This is a genomic window from Stenotrophomonas sp. 62841_Sma, assembly GCF_056482945.1.
In genome coordinates this window covers 1,277,206-1,294,955 of the sequence record NZ_CM151224.1, presented here as the reverse complement: position 1 = coordinate 1,294,955, position 17,750 = coordinate 1,277,206, and the positions used below count along the sequence as shown (strand labels likewise).

Genomic DNA, 17,750 nt, shown 5'->3' with positions numbered 1-17,750 from the left:
AGTCCTTTGGCTGAAATCATCGTAGTCACCTCCGGCAAGGGCGGCGTCGGCAAGACCACTTCCAGCGCGAGCCTGGCCTGCGGCCTGGCACGGCGCGGCAAGAAGGTGGCGGTGATCGACTTCGACGTCGGCCTGCGCAACCTCGACCTGATCATGGGCTGCGAACGCCGCGTGGTGTACGACTTCGTCAACGTCGTGCACGGCGAAGCGACCCTCAAGCAGGCCCTGATCAAGGACAAGCGCTTCGAGAACCTGTACGTGCTGGCCGCCTCGCAGACCCGCGACAAGGACGCACTGACCCAGGAGGGCGTGGGCAAGGTCCTGAAGGACCTGGCCGCCGACGGCTTCGACTACATCATCTGCGACTCCCCGGCCGGCATCGAGAAGGGCGCCTTCCTGGCGATGTACTTCGCCGACCGTGCGGTGGTGGTGGTGAACCCGGAAGTGTCGTCGGTGCGCGACTCGGACCGCATCATCGGCCTGCTCGACTCGAAGACCCACAAGGCCGAGTCCGGCCAGGACGTGCCGGCCTTCCTGCTGCTGACCCGCTACACCCCGCTGCGCGTGGAAAGCGGCGAGATGCTCAGCATCGCCGACGTCGAGGAAGTGCTCGGCCTGAAGGCGATCGGCGTGATCCCCGAGTCGGGTGACGTGCTCAACGCCTCCAACAAGGGCGAGCCGGTCATCCTGGATGTCGAGTCCGCAGCCGGCCAGGCCTACGACGACGCCGTCGCGCGCATCCTCGGCGAAGAACGCCCGATGCGCTTCACCAACGTCGAGAAGAAGGGCTTCTTCAGCAAGCTGTTCGGAGGGTAAGCATGGGCCTGTTTGATTTCCTCAAAGCGAAGAAGACCACCGCCGAAACCGCCAAGAACCGCCTGCAGATCATCATCGCGCAGGAGCGCAGCAACCGCGGCGGCCCCGATTACCTGCCGCTGCTGCAGCGCGAGCTGCTGGAAGTGATCAAGAAGTACGTGAACATCGACGTCGATGCAGTGAAGGTCGACCTGGTGAAGGATGGCCAGCACGATGTGCTGGACATCTCCGTGGCGCTGCCTGAAGGCCCGGACAAACCCTGAAGCTCTGCCCCGCCCGTGCCTGCACGGGCGGGGCTGCCTGACCCGCATGACCGATACAACAACCGCCGTGGACATTACCTGCGTGGGCGACATCGCCTTCGCTGATGCGCAGCGCCTGCTCGCCGCGCATGGCCTGCAGCTGCACCACGTCGCGGCCGGTGAACCGATTCCCGGCAGCTACTGGGGCGAGCCCGAGGCCGGCATCATCGCCAGCAACGTGTACGTGCGCGATGACACGCCCGTGCACTCGATGCTGCACGAAGCCTGCCATCTGATCGTGCTGCCGCCGGAGCGGCGTGCGCAGGTGCATACCGACGCCACCGACTCGGTGGCCGAGGAAGATGCCACCTGCTACCTGCAGATCGTGCTGGCCGGGCAGCTGCCTGGCGTTGGCAGTGCGCGGTTGATGGCCGACATGGATGCCTGGGGGTATACGTATCGGCTGGGGTCGACACAGGCGTGGTTCGAGCAGGACGCCGAAGACGCGAAGGCGTGGTTGATCGAACGCGGATTGCCGGTGGCGTAACGCATCGGTAGTGCCGGCCGTTGGCCGGCAACCTCATGAACCCGTGCAGCATTACCTGGTTGCCGGCCAGCGGCCGGCACTACCCCATCAGCCCTGCCCTGCCAGCGCGCGCAGGGTAATGCCGACGATGTAGGCCAGGTAGGTGCCGGTGGCGTAGCCCATCGTGCCCAGCAACACGCCCACCGGCGCCAGGGCCGGATGGAACGCTGCAGCCACCACCGGCGCCGAAGCCGGGCCACCGATGTTCGACTGCGAACCGATCGCGAAATAGAAGAACGGCACCTTCAGCAGCTTGCCCAGGCACCACAGCAGCGCGATGTGCACGGCAATCCAGATCAGGCCGAGCAGGAACAGCCACGGGCGGTCCAGCAGCGCCAGCAGATCCATCTGCATGCCGATGCAGGCAATCAGGAAGTACAGCAGCAACGAACCCAGCCGCGAGGCGCCCGCACCTTCCAGCGTGCGTGCACGGGTGAAGCTCAGGCTCAGGCCCAGCGTGGTCGACAGCACCACCACCCACACGAACGGCGCATCCAGGCTGAACTGCGGGGCCCAGCTGACATTGGCCTTGAACCATGCTGCCAGCGGCGCACCGATCGCGTGTGACAGACCCACGCCGCCGAAGGCCACTGCCACGATCAGCATCAGGTCGGTGAGGCTGGGAACGCGCTCATGCTCGGCCTGGAAGCGCGCGATGCGCTCCTTCAGCTCATCGATGGCCGACGTGTCGGCACCGCTGCGCGCGTCGATCTTCGCTGCGCGCCCGGCCAGGAAGATCAGCGCGGCCATCCACACGTAACCGACACCGACATCGACCACCGCGAACTGGCCGAACGTGGTGGCGTTGACGTCGAACACTTCGCGCATCGCCAGCATGTTGGCCCCGCCACCGATCCAGCTGCCGGCCAGTGCGGCCATGCCGGCCCAGGTGTCACCGGCCACCGTTTCCGGATGCAGCGCGCGCATCACCAGGAAAGCCACCACCGCACCCAGCATGATGCTGGCTGACGCACCCAGGTACATCAGCACCAGCTTCGGGCCGAGCCGCAGGATGCCTTTGATGTCCACCGCCAGGGTCAGCAGGATCAACGCTGCCGGCAGCAGGATGTCGCGTGCGATCGGGTTGTAGAGCCTGGTGTTCTGGCCGTCGATCAGGCCGACGGTGTTGTAGATGCCGGGAATCAGGTAGCACAGCAGCAGTGCCGGCACGAAGGTGTAGAAGCGTTTCCACAGGCCCTGCTCGCGCGAGGCGGTCCAGAACACGGCGCCCAGGGTGGCGGCGATCAAACCGAAGACGACGATGTCGTTCTGGATCAGGGCGGTCGAGGGCATGCAGGCGCTCTGGGTAGAGCCGGCCGCTGGCCGGCTGCTGTTGGCGGCAGATCAGGAAGGTGTGCCGACCAACGGTCGGCACCCACCGGTACAGCAGATGGTGAAACAAAAGCGCCGCCCCGAGGGGCGGCGCTGCAGTCATCAGTTGCCGATGTGCTGCTTCAACCAGGCATTGACGGTGTCATGCCACAGGATGCTGTTGTTCGGCTTCAGCACCCAGTGGTTTTCATCCGGGAAGTACAGGAACTTCGATTCGATACCCTGGCGCTGGGCGGCGGTGAACGCGGCCAGGCCCTGCTCGACCGGAATACGGAAGTCCTGCTGGCCGTGGATGACCAGGATCGGCTTCTTCCAGTCCGCCACGTGGTTGACCGGGTTGAACTTCTCGTAGTTCGCCGCCTTCTGGTACGGCGTACCGCCCTGCTCCCACTCGGTGAACCACAGTTCTTCGGTGGCGTAGCCCATCATGCGCTGGTCGAACACGCCGTCATGGTTGACCAGGCACTTGAACGGGCCGTTCCAGTTGCCGGCGATCCAGTTGACCATGAAGCCGCCGTAGCTCGCGCCCAGCGCACAGGCCTTGTCACCGTTGAGGAAGGAATACTTCTTCAGCGCCGCATCCCAGCCCTTCTGCAGGTCTTCCAGCGGGCGGTCGCCCCAATGCTGGCTGATCGCATCGGTGAAGGCCTGGCCGTAGCCGGTGGAGCCATGGAAGTCGATCATCACCACCGCGTAGCCCTGGCCCGCATAGGTCTGCGGATTCCAGCGGTAGCTCCAGCCATTGCCGAAGCTGCCCTGCGGGCCGCCGTGGATCAGGAACGCGACCGGGTACGACTTGCCTTCCTGGTAGTTGTGCGGCTTGACCACATAGCCGTGCACGGTGTCGTTGTTCCAGCCCTTGAACTCGAACTGTTCGTAGTCACCGAAGCTGACGTCCTTGAGCACGTCGCCAGCGGCCGGGGTCAGCGCGCGCAGCTCGCCGATGGCTTCGCCGGCGGCCGGCAGCAGGCCGACCAGCACCTGGTCGTTGCTCTTCAGGCTGTTGCGGGTGATCGCCACGCTGTTGCCGGCCACGTCCACCGAGGTCACGCTGCCGTCGCCGATCAGCTTGGTGGCCTTGCCGCTGGCCACGTCGATCTGGAACAGCGGGTGCTCGCCGAGGTCATCGGCAGTGGTGTAGATGCTGCTGCCATCCGCGGACAGGGTGATGCCGCCCGCCGAACGATCCCATTGCGGCGCGATCTCACGGCTCTTGCCGCTGGCCAGGTCCATCGCCATCAGGCCGAAACGGTCGGCCTCGAAGCCCGGGCGCTTCATCGCACGGTAGAACAGGGTCTTGCCGTCGGCACTGAACACCGGGCCGGCATCCCAGGCGGGGTTGGAGGCGGTCAGGTTGACCGGCGCCTGCTTGCCCGCAGCGTCGAAGCGGTACAGGTCGAAGTTGGTCGACCACGGCTCCTGCTTGCCGGCCACGCGGATGCTGGCCACCACGCTGGCGCCATCCGGCGACCACGCGAAATCGTCATTGCCACCGAACGGCTTGGACGGTGCATCGCCGTCGATGGTCGCGCTCAGCGCCGAGGCGCCCTTGACCGCCCCGGCCTTGCCTGCCGGCAGCGGTGCCACGAACAGGGTGTTGCGGCGGCCGTCGTTCCAGGTATCCCAGTGGCGCACGAACAGCGAATCCCACACCTGGCCGCTGGCCTTGGCGTCCTTCTTTTCCTTCAGCTTCTTCTCGGTGCATGCCAGGTCCGAGGCACAGGCCTGGAACACGCCGGCGCTGAACAGCACGCGGTCGTCCTGCGGTGACACGTGGTAGCTGTCCACGTCCACCGGGAAGTCGGTCAGCTGGCGCGGGGTGCCGCCGTTGATCGGCTGCGCGTACAGCTGCTGGCTGCCGTTCTTGGCACTGAGGAAATAAACGGTCTGGCCATCGGCCGACAGCGACGCGGAATTGACGCTCCAGCCAGCCGGGGTGATCTGCTTCGGCGGAGCGGCGTCACGCGTGCGCAGGTTGCGCGCGAACAGCGCGGTGGAGGCCTTCAGGTTGGCGTCCACGCTGCGCTTGGCGAACACCACAGTGCCACCGTCCGTGGTCAGTACCGGCGCGGAGACGCGGTCCATGGCCACCATGTCGCGGACTTCCAGGCCACGGGCAGCGGCAACGCTGGGCAGGGCAGCCAGCAGGCTCAGTGGCAGCAGGGCATGACGCAGTTTCATCGGGGTCTCCGCAGGACGGCAAAAAACCGATGGTAGGCCCGTGCGGCCGGGGCTGCCAAGGCCATCGGTCATGGCTGCCCGCGGGGTTGGCCCCGCCGCCAGAAAAAGCAAACCGCGCCGTAGCGCGGTTTGCGGTAGTGCCGGCCGCTGGCCGGCAACCAGGGGTATCACGGGATTCCGGGATTGCCGGCCAGCGGCCGGCACTACCCGTCCCTTACGCCTTGGTGTACTTGCCGGTGCGGTAAATCAGCCAGCCCACCAGGAACAGCACGGCCAGGCCGATCCACTGCGCGCCCGGCAGGTGGAACGGCACGGCCAGCACGTCGGCGCGGCTGCTGACCACGATCGGAATCGCGATGGCGATGCCCATCAGTGCCTCACCGGTGATCAGGCCCGCAGCGAACAGCACACCCGGCTTGTGCACGCGGTCGCGGCCTTCTTCGTCATCGGCGCGCACCTTGTGGAAGCGCTCGACCAGGTGGGCGATCAGGCCGCCGAGGAAGATCGGCACCATCAGCTCCAGCGGCAGGTAGATGCCGATGGCGGCGGCCAGCACCGGCACGCGGAAGCGTGCGTTGCGCGACTTCAGCCAGCTGTCGAAGGCAATGATGGCGGCACCGACCACGGCACCGATGCCGATGAAGGTCCACGGCAGTTCGCCACCGAACAGGCCCTTGGCCACCGAGGCCATCAGGTTTGCCTGCGGCGCAGCCAGCGCGTTCGGGTGCAGCTCGGACTTCACGCCGATGCCGTAGGCGGTGGCCAACAGGTTCAGCACCGGGGCCATGATCAGCGCGCACGAGAAGGCACCGATGCCCAGCATCAGCTGCTGCTTCCACGGGGTGGCACCTACGATATAGCCGGCCTTGAGGTCCTGCAGGTTGTCACCGCCAACGGCTGCGGCGCAGCACACCACCGCGCCGATCATGATCGCCGCCACCGCGCCCAGCGGCGCACCGCCGGCACCGACCGGCTTGAGGCCATCGGCGCCCAGCAGCACCACCAGCACGGCCGAGGCGAACAGGATGGTGGAGATGGTGATGCCCGACACCGGGTTGTTGGACGAACCGATCAAGCCGGCCAGGTAGGCCGAGACCGACACGAACAGGAAGCCGGCAACGATCATGATGATGGTCATCGGGATCGACACGTGCCACTGGCCCACGATGGCCTGGTACAGGGCCAGCAGCGGCAGCACGAAGACCACCAGGGCCACCAGCATCCACTTCATCGGCAGGTCACGCTCGGTGTGCGCCAGCACCGGGCCACCGCTCTTGCGGGCGGCGGCAAAGCCGCTCTTGACGCCATTGAGCAGCGACTTGCGCAGCGAGATCAGGGTCCAGATGCCGCCGATCAGCATTGCGCCGACACCCAGGTAACGCATCTTCGCGCCCCAGATGGCGAACGCCGCCTCGGTGGAGGATGCGGTAGCGACCGAGGCGGCCAGGCCCGGATCGGTGTTCATGAAGAACGCCTGGTAGATCGGGATGGCGATGTGCCAGGTCAGGATCGAGCCGGACACGACCACGATGCCGACGTTGAGGCCGACGATGTAGCCCACGCCCAGCAGTGCCGGCGACAGGTTGGTACCGATGAAGGCGGTGACCTTGGAGCTGCCGACGTAGGCCGAGGTGGCCCAGGCGTCGGGAATCAGGCGCATGCCGCTTTCCGCGGCCAGCTTGACGAAGGCACCGATGACTGCCGACAGGCCGAGGATCTTCAGGCCCGGGCCCGGGTTCTCACCGGCCTTGAGCACTTCGGCCGCAGCCTTGCCTTCCGGGAACGGAAGCGGGTCTTCAACGATCATCGAACGGCGCAGCGGCACCGAGAACAGCACGCCCAGCAGGCCACCGAGGCCGGCGATGCCCAGCACCCACCAGTACTTGAAGTCCGGCCAGTAGCCCATGATCACCAGCGCCGGGATGGTGAAGATCACACCGGCGGCGATCGACGAACCGGCCGAGGCGCCGGTCTGCACGATGTTGTTTTCAAGGATGGAGCCACCGCCCAGCAGGCGCAGCACGCCCATGGAAATCACCGCGGCGGGAATGGCGGTGGCGATGGTCAGGCCTGCGAACAGACCGAGGTAGGCGTTTGCGGCCGACAGCACCACCGCCAGCACGATGGCCAGGGCCACTGCGCGGAAGGTGAGCTGCTTGGGCGCAGCGTCGTGGTTCATGGAAGCCCCTGCTGGCAAAAAATCCCTGCCACGCTAGCGTTCAGGGGGCGGCAAGTCCAGTGCGGTTGGTCCCGGCCGACGGGCCTTTTCCAGCTCCGCCCCGCACCTGACCCCTTCGCCCCTTCAGATGCGTCGTGTTTGACCATGATCGGCACAGCGAACAAGCCGCACAGGATTGGGCCTTTCGCCCAGCAACTCCCAGCCCCCGTGCCCTGCGCTGCGTCTGAGCGGATTTCCAGCTCGGCACTGGCTTGAGTGGACACGCAGTATCCCCCACCGTGCGCAGTCACCAGCGAGGAAGCGACTCAATGACAGCACTCCCATTGACCCGGATGAAGCGGGCGCCCGCAATTGCCAAAGCCGCAGCGCTCTGTGCGCTGGTGGGGATCAGTGACGCCAGCGCCTTCAGCGGATTCGGCACCGCCGTTGTCGAGGACAGGGATGGGAAGCCGTGCTTCGGCCTGCCGACCAGGACATTCGAATCGCTCCGCTCGCCTCGTCCGCTGCAGGCGCTGACAGTGCATCGCAACGTCAACGATGAGGCCTGGTCGTTCAGCTATCACCCGAGCCCAGCAGTACTTCTCAGGCCGGGGCAATGCATTGTGTACGGGGAGCTTCCTGTCTCGGCTACGTCGCCCGCCGCTCCGCAGCCGCTGGTTCCTGGAGCGCTGTATGAGGTCTACCTCAACGCTCCCACCAGTGGCCTGATCAGAGGCTACTACGCGAAGTTCTGCCTGAAGACCTTACCCGACGGATCTACCCGCGTGATCCCTGTCCGCTATGACGAACGCAAAGGATGGACCGCAGAGGTCTGTAAGCCCTGAGGAGCTGCAGGCAATAACGTTATGTTATATCCTATCACGCCACCCTTGGGCTTTGCGTGGCTGCAGCCTCCCCCCGCCTGATCTCCATCGACCAGCTGCGCGGCACCGTGATGCTGTTGATGTTGCTGGACCACGTGCGCGAGACCTTCTTCCTGCAGCATCAGGTAAGCGACCCGATGGACGCATCGACGGTCTCCCCTGCGCTGTTCGCCTGCCGTCTGCTGGCCCACCTGTGCGCACCCGTGTTCGTCCTGTTGACCGGGCTGTCGGCCTGGCTGTACGGCCAGCGCCAGCCGGATCCGCGCCGGGCCACGGCCGCCTTCCTGCTCAAGCGCGGGCTGTTCCTGGTCGTGCTGGAACTGACCCTGGTGAATTTCGCCTGGACCTTCCAGCTGCCGCCGGAAACGCTGTACCTGCAGGTGATCTGGGCCATCGGGCTGAGCATGATCGCGCTGGCCGGCCTTCTGTGGCTGCCGCGCCTGGCCCTGCTGGTGCTGGCAGTCGCGGTGGTGACCGGGCACAACCTGTTGGACGGCGTGCGAGTGGAAGGCCACGGTCTGCTGGCGATGCTGTGGAAAGTGCTGCACCAGCGCGACTGGATCGAGACCGGCGCGCTGCGCCTGCGCACTTCCTACCCGGTGCTGCCGTGGATCGGGGTGATCGCGCTGGGCTACCTGATGGGGCCGTGGTTCGCCCGCGACCGCGACCCGGCGCAACGCCAGCGCTGGCTGCTGTGCGCAGGCGTCGGCGCGCTGGCCCTGTTCGCCCTGCTGCGGTTCGCCAACCAGTACGGGGATGCACCGTGGCAGTACCAGACCAGCACGCTGCGCACCTGGATGAGCGTCTTCAACATCACCAAGTACCCGCCGTCTCTGCAGTTCCTGCTGTTGACGCTGGGCGTGGGCCTGTTGCTGTTGCGACTGTACGAATGGCCGCCACTGGCGCGTGCGCTGCGCCCGCTGGCCGATGTCGGCGCCGCGCCGATGTTCTTCTACCTGCTGCACCTGTATGTGCTGAAGGGGCTGTACCTGGCCGCGCTGGCGATCTGGGGGCCGACACACGGTGATCTGTACGCACTGGATTCTGTGGCCGGCCTGCTGCTGGTGGCCTGTGCGCTGGCGGTGGTGCTGTACCCGCCGACGCGGGCGTTCGCGCGGTTCAAGGCGCGACGGCGCGATCTGGCGTGGTTGCGGTACCTGTGATCGCCCAGGCCAGTCCGGCAATCCACGCATGGCGTGGATCTACTGAAAGCGGATCGGGCCACAGGCCTATAATTCCGCGATGAATTCCACCGCTATCGCTTCCGACGATTTCCTGGGCCATCCCAAGGGCGTCTACGTCTGCTTCTTCACCGAAATGTGGGAGCGCTTCTCCTTCTATGGCATGAAGGCGCTGCTGCTGCTGTACCTGACCAAGTACCACCTGTTCGGCGACAAGGCCGGCCTGGACCTGCTCGGTGCCTATGGCGGCCTGGTGTACTGCATCCCGGTGTTCGGCGGCATGCTGGCCGACCGCTGGCTGGGCATGCGCCGGGCGGTGCTGTTCGGCGGCATCCTGCTGGTACTCGGCCACCTCGGCATGGCATTCGAAGGTCACGCGGCCTACCGGGTCAACGGTGAAGTGGTGCGCGACACCTCGGCACTGGCGGTGACCTACCTGTCGCTGGCGCTGATCATCATGGGCGTCGGCTTCCTCAAGCCGAACATCTCCACCATCGTCGGCAAGCTGTACGCCAAGGACGACCCGCGCCGCGATTCGGGCTTCTCGCTGTTCTACGCCGGCATCAACCTCGGCGCGCTGTTCTCGTCGCTGGTGTGCGGCTTCCTCGGCGAGGCCTATGGCTGGAAGTACGGTTTCGGTGCGGCCGGCATCGGCATGCTGGCCGGCCTGGCGATGTTCCTGTGGGGCCAGAAGTACCTGCAGGGCCACGCCGAGCCGCCACAGCCGGCCGCGCTGAAGCAGAAGGTGCTGGGCCTGCCGCGCGAATGGCTCATCTATCTGTGCGCGATGCTCGGTGTATTGCCGGTGGCGTGGCTGATGTGGGCGGCCGGCAACGGCGCGTTCGCGCTGGGCGGTGAAATCAGCCTGGCACTGATGCTGATGCTGGTGGTGCTGGGCGGCGTGCTGGTCTGGTTCGCCTGGTTCACCGGCAGCAAGTGCACGCCGGTGCAGCGCCAGCAGATGGTCGCGCTGATGGTGTTGATCTTCATGGCACTGGTGTTCTTCACGATGTACGAGCAGTCGTATGGCTCCTGGGTGACCTTCACCGACCGCCTGCTGACCAAGGACATCGTGCCCTCGCTGGTGATCACCGGCGGTACCCCGCTGCCCTGGTCGATCATCTCGCTGCTGCTGGCACCGCTGGGCTTCGTGGTCAGCGCGCGGCTGTCCGAGCGCCGTCCGGGCTCATCTGCGCCGCGAACGTTCTTCGCCGCTATCGTCGTGCTGATGCTGGTGCTGCTGGTGCGCGACTGCCTGGTGATTCCGCAGACCGCCGGCTCGCTGACCTACCTCGGCGGCCTGTTCCTGGTGCTGCTGGCGCCGGCCTTCGCCGCACTGTGGACGTGGATGGACCGCCGCGGCTGGGAACCGGGCAAGCCGGTCAAATCGGCCTGGGGCCTGGTGATCGGCGCGCTGTCGTTCGTGCCGCTGGCATTGGCCGCACAGCAGGTCGGCGCCACCGGCGAGATGGCCAGCGTGTGGTGGCTGGTGCTGGCCTACTTCCTGCTGGCCAGCGGTGAGATGTGCCTGTCGCCGGTCGGCCTGTCGGCGGTGACCCAGCTGGCCGTGCCGCGGGTGATGAGCCTGATGATGGGCACCTGGTTCCTGGCCACCGCGTTCTCGGAAACGCTGGCGGCGCTGTTCGGCAAGCTGGCCGCGATCGAAGTGCCCGAAGGCGAATCGCTGGACATGGTGGCCGCGGCCGGTGCCTATGCGCACCTGTTCTGGCTGCTGATGTGGATCGGCCTGGGCTGTGCGCTGGCCGCTTTCATCGCCGCGCCGCTGCTGAAGAAGATGATGCACGGGGTCAAGTAAGCCCGATGCAGGCGAACTCCGGGGGCGGCGGATCGATCATCCGCCGCCCCCGGCTTGTTCAGGGCGCGCTGCTCTTCTCCGCAGGTGCGGCCTGCCCGGCCACCTGGCCGCCCAGGCTGCGCGAGAGGAAGGCCAGCAACCTGCTGTAGTACGCACGTTGGTTGGCAGGGGAATAGAAACCATGCCCTTCATTCTTGACGTACAGGGTTTCCACCGGCGAGCCGGCCTTCTTCAACGCAGCTTCCATGCGTTCGCTGTGCACGATCGGCGCACGTTGATCCTGGCCACCCGCGGCCAGGAATACCGGCACCCGCACCTGCGCGGCCAGATTCACCGGGGAACGCTCTGCCAGATCCTTGGGCGATCCCAGCCAGTTCCGCAGGTAGGCCAGGCCTGACTCGTCGCTCTGGATGTCTCCGCGGGCGTACATCAACGGCAGGTCGTAGATGCCGACGTAGCCGGCCGCGCACTGGTACAGGCCCGGTTCGCGCACCGCCCCCATCATCGCCGCATAGGCACCGTAACTGGCCCCATAGATGCAGATGCGGTTCTTGTCGGCCACGCCCTGTTCGATCGCCCAGCGCGTGGCATCGGTGACGTCATCCTGCATCGACAGCCCCCATTGCTTTCGCGCAGCCTGCATGTGGGCGCGGCCATAGCCGGAAGAGCCGCGGAAATTCACCTGCAGTACCGCGTAACCTGCCGCCGCCAGCATCTGTGTCTCGGTGTCATAGGCGCCCTGGTCGGCGACACCGATCGGACCTCCGTGCGGCACCACCACCATCGGCAGCGCACGGGCCTCGCGGCCATGCGGAACGGTAAGGAAGCCATGCAGCGGACGCCCATCACGCGCCGTCAGGCTGATCGGACGCACCTCCGCCGCCAGCGCGGGGTCGATCCAGTCGCTGCGGCTGATCAGGTGCCGTGCACTCTTGCCAACCGTGTCATAGAGATAGAAATCGCCCGGATTGCTGCCTGACCAGGTTTCCACCAGCACCGTCTTGCCATCGCGCGTGCTGGAGGTGATGTAGACCGCTCCGCCAAGGCCGGCTTCGAGGCTGCGGTACAGGCGAGCGTCGTCCGAGGCGTCATCGAAGAATGCCGTTCGCGGCGCACTGCCAAGGAACAGGGCCCCGACCGGCACGCGGCTGCCGGGGCGCCGGATGATGCGCGCCGGGTCGGCACTCCCATCGCGCAGCACGGTGCGTCGTTCATTGCTCTGGGGGTCCCAGCTGACAATGGCATCAGGTCCATCTGCCTGCTCGACCTGCAGGTACGCCAGGCGACCATCGGCCGAAAAGCCGAGCGGCGCCTCGATGCGCTTGCTCAGGGATTCATCATTGAGCAGGACCCAGTCGCTGTTGCTGCCCGTGCGGTAGTAGAGCTTCTGCGTGCCATCGGTAACGACAGCGCGTGCGAAACGCACCTCGCCCTGCTCATCGGTCGTGAAGTCCGCATCGGGAATGGGAGCGCGCGCCACGGCGTTGCGGCGACCGGTGATCACGTCCATGCGCTCGACCTGCGCATGCGAACTGCCGACCAGCGGGATCACCGTCACCAGCGCGTTGCGGTCATCGTCCTTGAGCTCATCACTGAGGTAGGCGGCCACCAGGCCTGCCGGCTTGACCTTGATGTTGGTGCCCAGGCTCTGGTCGGCAACCCGGTACCCCACCAGCAGCTCGCCGCCCTTGCCGTTGGCATTGATACCGAACAGTTCGCCAGTCGGCGTCGGCCGGTCCAGCACGCCGAACTTCTGTGCCATGCCCACCAGCAGCCGCTCGTTGCTGACCCAGTCGAAGGTGTGGGCGTGATCGTTGCGGGGCGGGCGGAAGCTGCCGACCATTTTCATGTCGGCAATGCGGTAGATCGCCAATGCGGTTCCCGCCTCCAGCGGAACCGTCGCGGCGATGTACTCGCCCCCTGGTGAAATCTTGATGTCGGTAAACGACTCCTGCCGCAGATAGCGATCCAGGTCCAGCGTTGCGGCCGATGCCCCACCCACAACCGCGCCCAACAGTACAGCCAGCACAATCCTGCGCATCCTTCCCCCATGGAAAACCGGACACCCTGTCCGGATGCACGATTCTAGGCACGTGACCGTTTGCCGCGCCACATCGGCAGAAAAAACGACGGCACCGTTGCCGGTGCCGTCGTTACCACTACCTTGGAGAGAGAGTCAGGACGTGGGTTCGGGGGGCGTGCGCCGGGTCAGTGGACCCCGCGCACCGCCAACGTAAGGGCCAGGATGCTGAGGATGACGGCGATGGTGCCGTCGAGCACGCGCCAGGTACTGGGCTTGGTGAACAGCGGCGCCAGCAGGCGTGCGCCCAGGCCCTGCGCGGTCAGCCACAGGCAGCTGGCAGTCACCACACCGGCGGCAAAGGCCATGCGGGCGTTGCCGAAGTTCTCGGCGATCGAGCCGATCACCATCATGTCCAGCCAGAAGTGCGGGTTGATCAGCGAGAAGCCGACCGCAGCCATCAGCACCGCGCGGCGGCTGCCGTCGTCGCTGTCAGCCTCGCCCATGCCGCCGCCACCGGCAATCGCACGGCGTGCCGACTTCATGGCGTACCAGGCCAGGAACGCCACGCCCGTCCACAGCACGGCGGTGGTCAGCCACGGCAGCGCCGAAGTGAGCGTGCGCAGGCCAGCCACGCTGGCAAAGATGAAGATCGCATCGATGGCCGCACAGGTGGCAACCACCGGCACGATGTGCTTGCGCAGGATGCCCTGGCGCAGAATGAAGGCGCTCTGGGCCCCGACCACGGCGAACAGGCCGATGCCGGTAGCTGCACCAGAGAACCAGGCACCGAGGCCGGTGCTGGCGGAGATGACCGAGAACATGGGATTCACTGCCTTTACTTGCTTGGGGGGACGGTGCCTCGCGAAGGCGGACAGCACCGGAACGGGCGCCATTGTCGCGCCGCAACATGAAAAAGACGAGCTAAACTTCCTAAACCAACATTAGCGGAACTTAATTCGATGCGTATCGACCATGCCCAGCTGCGCGCCCTCGCCGCAGTGATCCGCGAAGGCAGCTTCGACCGCGCCGCGCAGTCGCTGAATGTCACGCCCTCGGCCATCTCGCAGCGGGTCAAGGCACTGGAGGATCGGGTCGGTCGCCTGTTGGTCAAGCGCGGCACCCCGGCCACCGCCACCGCCGAGGGCCAGGTGCTGGTGCAGCTGGCCGAGCAGACCGCCCTGCTCGAGCACGACGCCCTGCACCGGATGGGCCTGGCTGACGAAGACCTGCCGCAGGCCAGCATCCCGGTGGCGGTGAACCACGACAGCCTGGAAACCTGGTTCCCGCAGGCCGCCTCGCAGTTCGCACAGAGCACCGGCACCACCCTGGACCTGCGCGTGGAGGACCAGGACCACACCGTCGAACTGCTGCGCCAGGGCACCGTGCTGGGCGCGGTGACCACCCTGGACGAGCCGGTGCAGGGCTGCCAGATCCACGCGCTGGGCAGCATCCGCTACGCCGCCACCTGTACCCCCGAATTCCGCGAACGCCATTTTGCCAAGGGCGTGACCGCGCAGGCGCTGGCGCAGGCACCGGTGCTGGTGTTCAACCGCAAGGACGAAATGCAGTCGCGCTTTGCCCGGCGCATGGCCGGCGACGACCTGCCCAGCACCGCGCCGACCTGGTGGATTCCCTCCACCCGCGCCTTTGTGCAGGCCAACCTGGGCGGCATGGGCTGGACCATGAATCCCCTGCCCTTGGTCAAGCGGCATCTGGACGCCGGCCGCCTGGTCTACGTACGCCAGCGCGCGTGGGAAGACGTGCCGCTGTACTGGCAGCACTGGAAGGGTGACGTCCAGACCATGGCCCTGCTGACCCGCGCCGTGCTGGATGCCTCCTCAGCGCTGGTGCGGCGCAAGCGCTGAGGCAGCCCCGCAAAAAAGGGGACGGAGGGGATTAAGTCGTTTAAGGCCCATACGACATTCTGGGCAAAGACGACTTAATCCCCTCCGTCCCCTTTTTGCTCCATCCAATCTCCACGAAGTCTCCACACCGGGTCCATGCGAGATGCGGATACTGGTCGGCCGATCACTGCAAAGATGCCCTGCATGCCTGTATTCGTCCGCGATGCGCGCCCCGAAGATGCCGCCGCCTGCATCGACCTGCGCGGGCGCACCCGCGAGAACGCCTTCAGTGCCGCGCAGTTGGCGGAGCTGGGCATCACGCCGGAAAGCTGGGCGGCCGGCATCGCCCAGGGCGATTCGATCGGCCGCGTTGCCTGGGAAGGCGAACGCATGGCCGGCTACTGCTTCGCCGACCGCGACACCGGCGAAGTGCTGGTGCTGGCCCTGCTGCCGGAGTACGAGGGCCGTGGCATCGGCCGCCAACTGCTGCAGGAGGTGGTGAGCCTGACCCGCGATGTTGGCCATACCCGGCTGTTCCTGGCCTGCTCGGCCGACCCGCGTTCGCGCTCGCATGGCTTCTACCGGCGCCTGGGCTGGCGCCCGACCGGTGAGATCGATGAGGCCGGTGACGAGATTCTGGAGCTGGTCTGATTGAGGGCGTCGCCAGGCATGGCCTGGCGCTACTGGGGCTACGATCGCCAGGCTTGGGCCCGCCGCTCACGTGACGGGGCCGCGAAACGTCGGATGCTGCGTTGCATCAAAAACGGACCGGATCCGGTTAGAATCGCGGATGGATGGCGCAAGGCGTTGTTTCTTCACGCCCTTTCCCTGCCCCACGCGCATCCTGACCCCTTCCCCTCCGCCAACGATCCCGCCCCCATGAAGAAATTTGGCAAGGCCCTGCTCGCCCTGCTCGTGCTGCTGTTGCTGGCCGCCGCGCTGTTCCTGTACTGGCCGCTGACCCAGCGCTCGGTGCCCGCCGCCAGCAACGACAAGCCCGTCGACGTTGTGCTGGTCGGCGCCGGCATCATGAGCATCACCCTGGCCACCTACCTGCAGGAACTGCAGCCGGACTGGAACATCCAGGTCTACGAACGCCTCGACGGCGTCGCCGGTGAAAGCTCCGACGGCTGGAACAACGCCGGCACCGGCCACTCGGCCTTCGCCGAACTGAACTACACCCCCGAACTGCCCGACGGCAGCATCGAGACCAAGCGCGCGGTCGGCATCGCCGAATCGTTCGAGGTCTCGCGCCAGTTCTGGTCGCACCAGGTGAAGGAAGGCCGCCTGAGCCAGCCCAGCGACTTCATCAACCCGACCCCGCACATGAGCTTCGTCTGGGGCGATGACAACATCGCCTACCTGCACAAGCGCCAGCAGGCCCTGGTGAAGAACCCGCTGTTCTACGGCATGCAGTACTCCGAGGATCCGGCACAGATCAAGCAGTGGGCGCCGCTGCTGATGGAAGGCCGTGACCCGAAGCAGAAGGTCGCCGCGACCTGGATGCCGCTGGGCACCGACGTCAACTTCGGTGTGATCACCCGCCAGCTGACCACCGGCCTGCAGCGCAGCCCGAACTTCAGCCTGCACCTCAACCACGAAGTGAGCGCGCTGCGGCAGAACGCCGACAAGAGCTGGAACGTGACGGTGAAGGACCTCAAGGCCGGAACCGAGTCCACCACCCACGCCCGCTTCGTGTTCATCGGTGCCGGCGGCGCCGCGCTGAAGCTGCTGCAGATGTCCGGCATTCCGGAATCGAAGGACTACGCCGGCTTCCCGGTCGGTGGCCAGTTCCTCGCCTTCCAGGGCCAGGACGTGACCTCGCGCCATGGCGTGAAGGCCTACGGCATGGCCGAAACCGGTTCGCCGCCGATGTCGGTGCCGCACCTGGATGCGCGCAAGCTGGACGGCAAGCCGGTGGTCCTGTTCGGGCCGTTCGCGCTGTACAGCACCAAGTTCCTCAAGCACGGCTCGTGGTGGGACCTGTACTCCTCGGTCACCCACAACAACGTTGGCCCGATGCTGGAAGTGGGCAAGGACAACCTGGACCTGGTGCAGTACCTGATGGCCCAGGCACGCCTGAACGATGCCGATCGCCAGGCCGAACTGGTCAAGTACTTCCCCAATGCCAAGCCGGGCGACTGGAAGCTGGTCACCGCCGGCCAGCGCGTGCAGATCATCAAGCGTGATCCGCTGAAGGGCCCGGTGCTGCAGTTCGGTACCGAGATCGTGACCGACAAGGACCACACCATCGCCGCCCTGCTCGGTGCCTCGCCGGGTGCATCGACCTCGCCGCCGATCATGCTGGACCTGATGGCCAAGGCCTTCCCGGACCAGATGAAGGCCGGCTGGGAAACCCGCCTGCGCGAGATCGTGCCGTCGTACGGGCGCAAGCTCAACGACAACGCCGCGCTGGTCAACGAGATCCGCACGCTGACCAGCCAGACCCTGCGCCTGCCGTACCTGGAGGTGCCGGTGGACGCCAATGCGGCGGCTCCGGCCCCTGCGGTGGTGCCGGCAGCGGTTCCGGCACCAGCCAAGGAAAAGCGCAACGCCAACGAGGAACTGCAGGCGCTGTAAGCCTGGCAGATTCCCTGCAGCAGACACGGACGGCCACCTTCGGGTGGCCGTTCGCGTTTGGGCCGCTCCCTGCTGCAGAAAGCGATGCCCGGCGCCGGGAATCCTAT

At 66.2% G+C, this 17,750-nt stretch carries 14 protein-coding genes; 9 read left to right on the top strand and 5 right to left on the bottom strand.

From position 1 onward, the window contains the following. Positions 1–6: 6 nt before the first annotated feature. From minD to ACZK5G_RS06050, 3 genes are read left to right on the top strand one after another with little or no spacing between them, the layout of a single operon-like run. Positions 7–816 (top strand): septum site-determining protein MinD, encoded by an 810-nt coding sequence (gene minD, locus ACZK5G_RS06060; RefSeq protein ID WP_010483375.1) that lies wholly within the window; start codon positions 7–9, stop codon positions 814–816. 2 nt (positions 817–818) lie between these two features. Further along, positions 819–1,079 carry a cell division topological specificity factor MinE gene (minE, locus tag ACZK5G_RS06055; RefSeq protein WP_004148073.1) on the top strand — a complete coding sequence of 87 codons (261 nt, stop codon included), beginning with the start codon at positions 819–821 and terminating at the stop codon, positions 1,077–1,079. A 46-nt stretch (positions 1,080–1,125) separates the two neighbouring features. Next, positions 1,126–1,605 (top strand): hypothetical protein, encoded by a 480-nt coding sequence (locus ACZK5G_RS06050; protein WP_197615745.1) that lies wholly within the window; start codon positions 1,126–1,128, stop codon positions 1,603–1,605. A gap of 87 nt (positions 1,606–1,692) precedes the next feature. On the opposite strand, the gene ACZK5G_RS06045 is transcribed toward ACZK5G_RS06050, so the two are convergent. From ACZK5G_RS06045 to ACZK5G_RS06035, 3 genes are all read right to left on the bottom strand, one after another. Beyond that, positions 1,693–2,937 carry a DUF819 family protein gene (locus tag ACZK5G_RS06045; protein ID WP_478465661.1) on the bottom strand — a complete coding sequence of 415 codons (1,245 nt, stop codon included), beginning with the start codon at positions 2,935–2,937 and terminating at the stop codon, positions 1,693–1,695. Between the two features lie 141 nt (positions 2,938–3,078). Beyond that, on the bottom strand, positions 3,079–5,157 hold the full coding sequence (locus ACZK5G_RS06040; RefSeq protein WP_478465659.1) for a S9 family peptidase: 2,079 nt from the start codon (positions 5,155–5,157) through the stop codon (positions 3,079–3,081). A 214-nt stretch (positions 5,158–5,371) separates the two neighbouring features. Beyond that, a complete protein-coding gene (locus ACZK5G_RS06035) occupies positions 5,372–7,336 on the bottom strand; it encodes an OPT family oligopeptide transporter (RefSeq protein ID WP_125893769.1) in 1,965 nt (654 codons plus the stop codon). 308 nt (positions 7,337–7,644) lie between these two features. Between ACZK5G_RS06035 and ACZK5G_RS06030 the strand changes: the two genes are divergently transcribed. The 3 genes from ACZK5G_RS06030 (at position 7,645) to ACZK5G_RS06020 (ending at position 11,196) form a co-directional block, all read left to right on the top strand. Beyond that, positions 7,645–8,160: a hypothetical protein gene (locus ACZK5G_RS06030; protein ID WP_478465658.1), complete on the top strand. Its 516-nt coding sequence runs from the start codon at positions 7,645–7,647 to the stop codon at positions 8,158–8,160. A gap of 110 nt (positions 8,161–8,270) precedes the next feature. Continuing rightward, positions 8,271–9,362: an acetyltransferase domain-containing protein gene (locus ACZK5G_RS06025; protein WP_478466491.1), complete on the top strand. Its 1,092-nt coding sequence runs from the start codon at positions 8,271–8,273 to the stop codon at positions 9,360–9,362. A 79-nt stretch (positions 9,363–9,441) separates the two neighbouring features. Then, complete coding sequence (locus tag ACZK5G_RS06020; protein ID WP_032127610.1) at positions 9,442–11,196, top strand: peptide MFS transporter; 1,755 nt, start codon at positions 9,442–9,444, stop codon at positions 11,194–11,196. Positions 11,197–11,254: 58 nt separating this feature from the next. Here ACZK5G_RS06020 and ACZK5G_RS06015 read toward each other — a convergent pair whose 3' ends face one another. Continuing rightward, positions 11,255–13,237 (bottom strand): alpha/beta hydrolase family protein, encoded by a 1,983-nt coding sequence (locus ACZK5G_RS06015; protein ID WP_478465657.1) that lies wholly within the window; start codon positions 13,235–13,237, stop codon positions 11,255–11,257. A 167-nt stretch (positions 13,238–13,404) separates the two neighbouring features. Then, positions 13,405–14,040 carry a LysE/ArgO family amino acid transporter gene (locus tag ACZK5G_RS06010; RefSeq protein WP_005408523.1) on the bottom strand — a complete coding sequence of 212 codons (636 nt, stop codon included), beginning with the start codon at positions 14,038–14,040 and terminating at the stop codon, positions 13,405–13,407. A 138-nt stretch (positions 14,041–14,178) separates the two neighbouring features. Here ACZK5G_RS06010 and ACZK5G_RS06005 point away from each other — a divergent pair, with 138 nt between their 5' ends. The 3 genes from ACZK5G_RS06005 (at position 14,179) to mqo (ending at position 17,643) form a co-directional block, all read left to right on the top strand. After that, entirely contained in the window at positions 14,179–15,084 is a 906-nt protein-coding gene (locus ACZK5G_RS06005) for a LysR family transcriptional regulator ArgP (protein ID WP_010483397.1), read from the top strand. A gap of 183 nt (positions 15,085–15,267) precedes the next feature. Beyond that, positions 15,268–15,714 carry a GNAT family N-acetyltransferase gene (locus ACZK5G_RS06000; RefSeq protein ID WP_285303398.1) on the top strand — a complete coding sequence of 149 codons (447 nt, stop codon included), beginning with the start codon at positions 15,268–15,270 and terminating at the stop codon, positions 15,712–15,714. Between the two features lie 228 nt (positions 15,715–15,942). After that, a complete protein-coding gene (gene mqo / locus ACZK5G_RS05995) occupies positions 15,943–17,643 on the top strand; it encodes a malate dehydrogenase (quinone) (RefSeq protein WP_032127613.1) in 1,701 nt (566 codons plus the stop codon). Positions 17,644–17,750: the final 107 nt, after the last annotated feature.

Bases quoted from the DNA above. Each gene is read 5' to 3' on its own strand.
- minE (WP_004148073.1), top strand. From the start codon at position 819: ATGGGCCTGTTTGATTTCCTCAAAGCGAAGAAGACCACCGCCGAAACC.
- ACZK5G_RS06050 (WP_197615745.1), top strand. From the start codon at position 1,126: ATGACCGATACAACAACCGCCGTGGACATTACCTGCGTGGGCGACATC.
- ACZK5G_RS06045 (WP_478465661.1), bottom strand. From the start codon at position 2,937: ATGCCCTCGACCGCCCTGATCCAGAACGACATCGTCGTCTTCGGTTTG.
- ACZK5G_RS06040 (WP_478465659.1), bottom strand. From the start codon at position 5,157: ATGAAACTGCGTCATGCCCTGCTGCCACTGAGCCTGCTGGCTGCCCTG.
- ACZK5G_RS06035 (WP_125893769.1), bottom strand. From the start codon at position 7,336: ATGAACCACGACGCTGCGCCCAAGCAGCTCACCTTCCGCGCAGTGGCC.
- ACZK5G_RS06030 (WP_478465658.1), top strand. From the start codon at position 7,645: ATGACAGCACTCCCATTGACCCGGATGAAGCGGGCGCCCGCAATTGCC.
- ACZK5G_RS06025 (WP_478466491.1), top strand. From the start codon at position 8,271: ATGCTGTTGATGTTGCTGGACCACGTGCGCGAGACCTTCTTCCTGCAG.
- ACZK5G_RS06020 (WP_032127610.1), top strand. From the start codon at position 9,442: ATGAATTCCACCGCTATCGCTTCCGACGATTTCCTGGGCCATCCCAAG.
- ACZK5G_RS06015 (WP_478465657.1), bottom strand. From the start codon at position 13,237: ATGCGCAGGATTGTGCTGGCTGTACTGTTGGGCGCGGTTGTGGGTGGG.
- ACZK5G_RS06010 (WP_005408523.1), bottom strand. From the start codon at position 14,040: ATGTTCTCGGTCATCTCCGCCAGCACCGGCCTCGGTGCCTGGTTCTCT.
- ACZK5G_RS06005 (WP_010483397.1), top strand. From the start codon at position 14,179: ATGCGTATCGACCATGCCCAGCTGCGCGCCCTCGCCGCAGTGATCCGC.
- ACZK5G_RS06000 (WP_285303398.1), top strand. From the start codon at position 15,268: ATGCCTGTATTCGTCCGCGATGCGCGCCCCGAAGATGCCGCCGCCTGC.
- mqo (WP_032127613.1), top strand. From the start codon at position 15,943: ATGAAGAAATTTGGCAAGGCCCTGCTCGCCCTGCTCGTGCTGCTGTTG.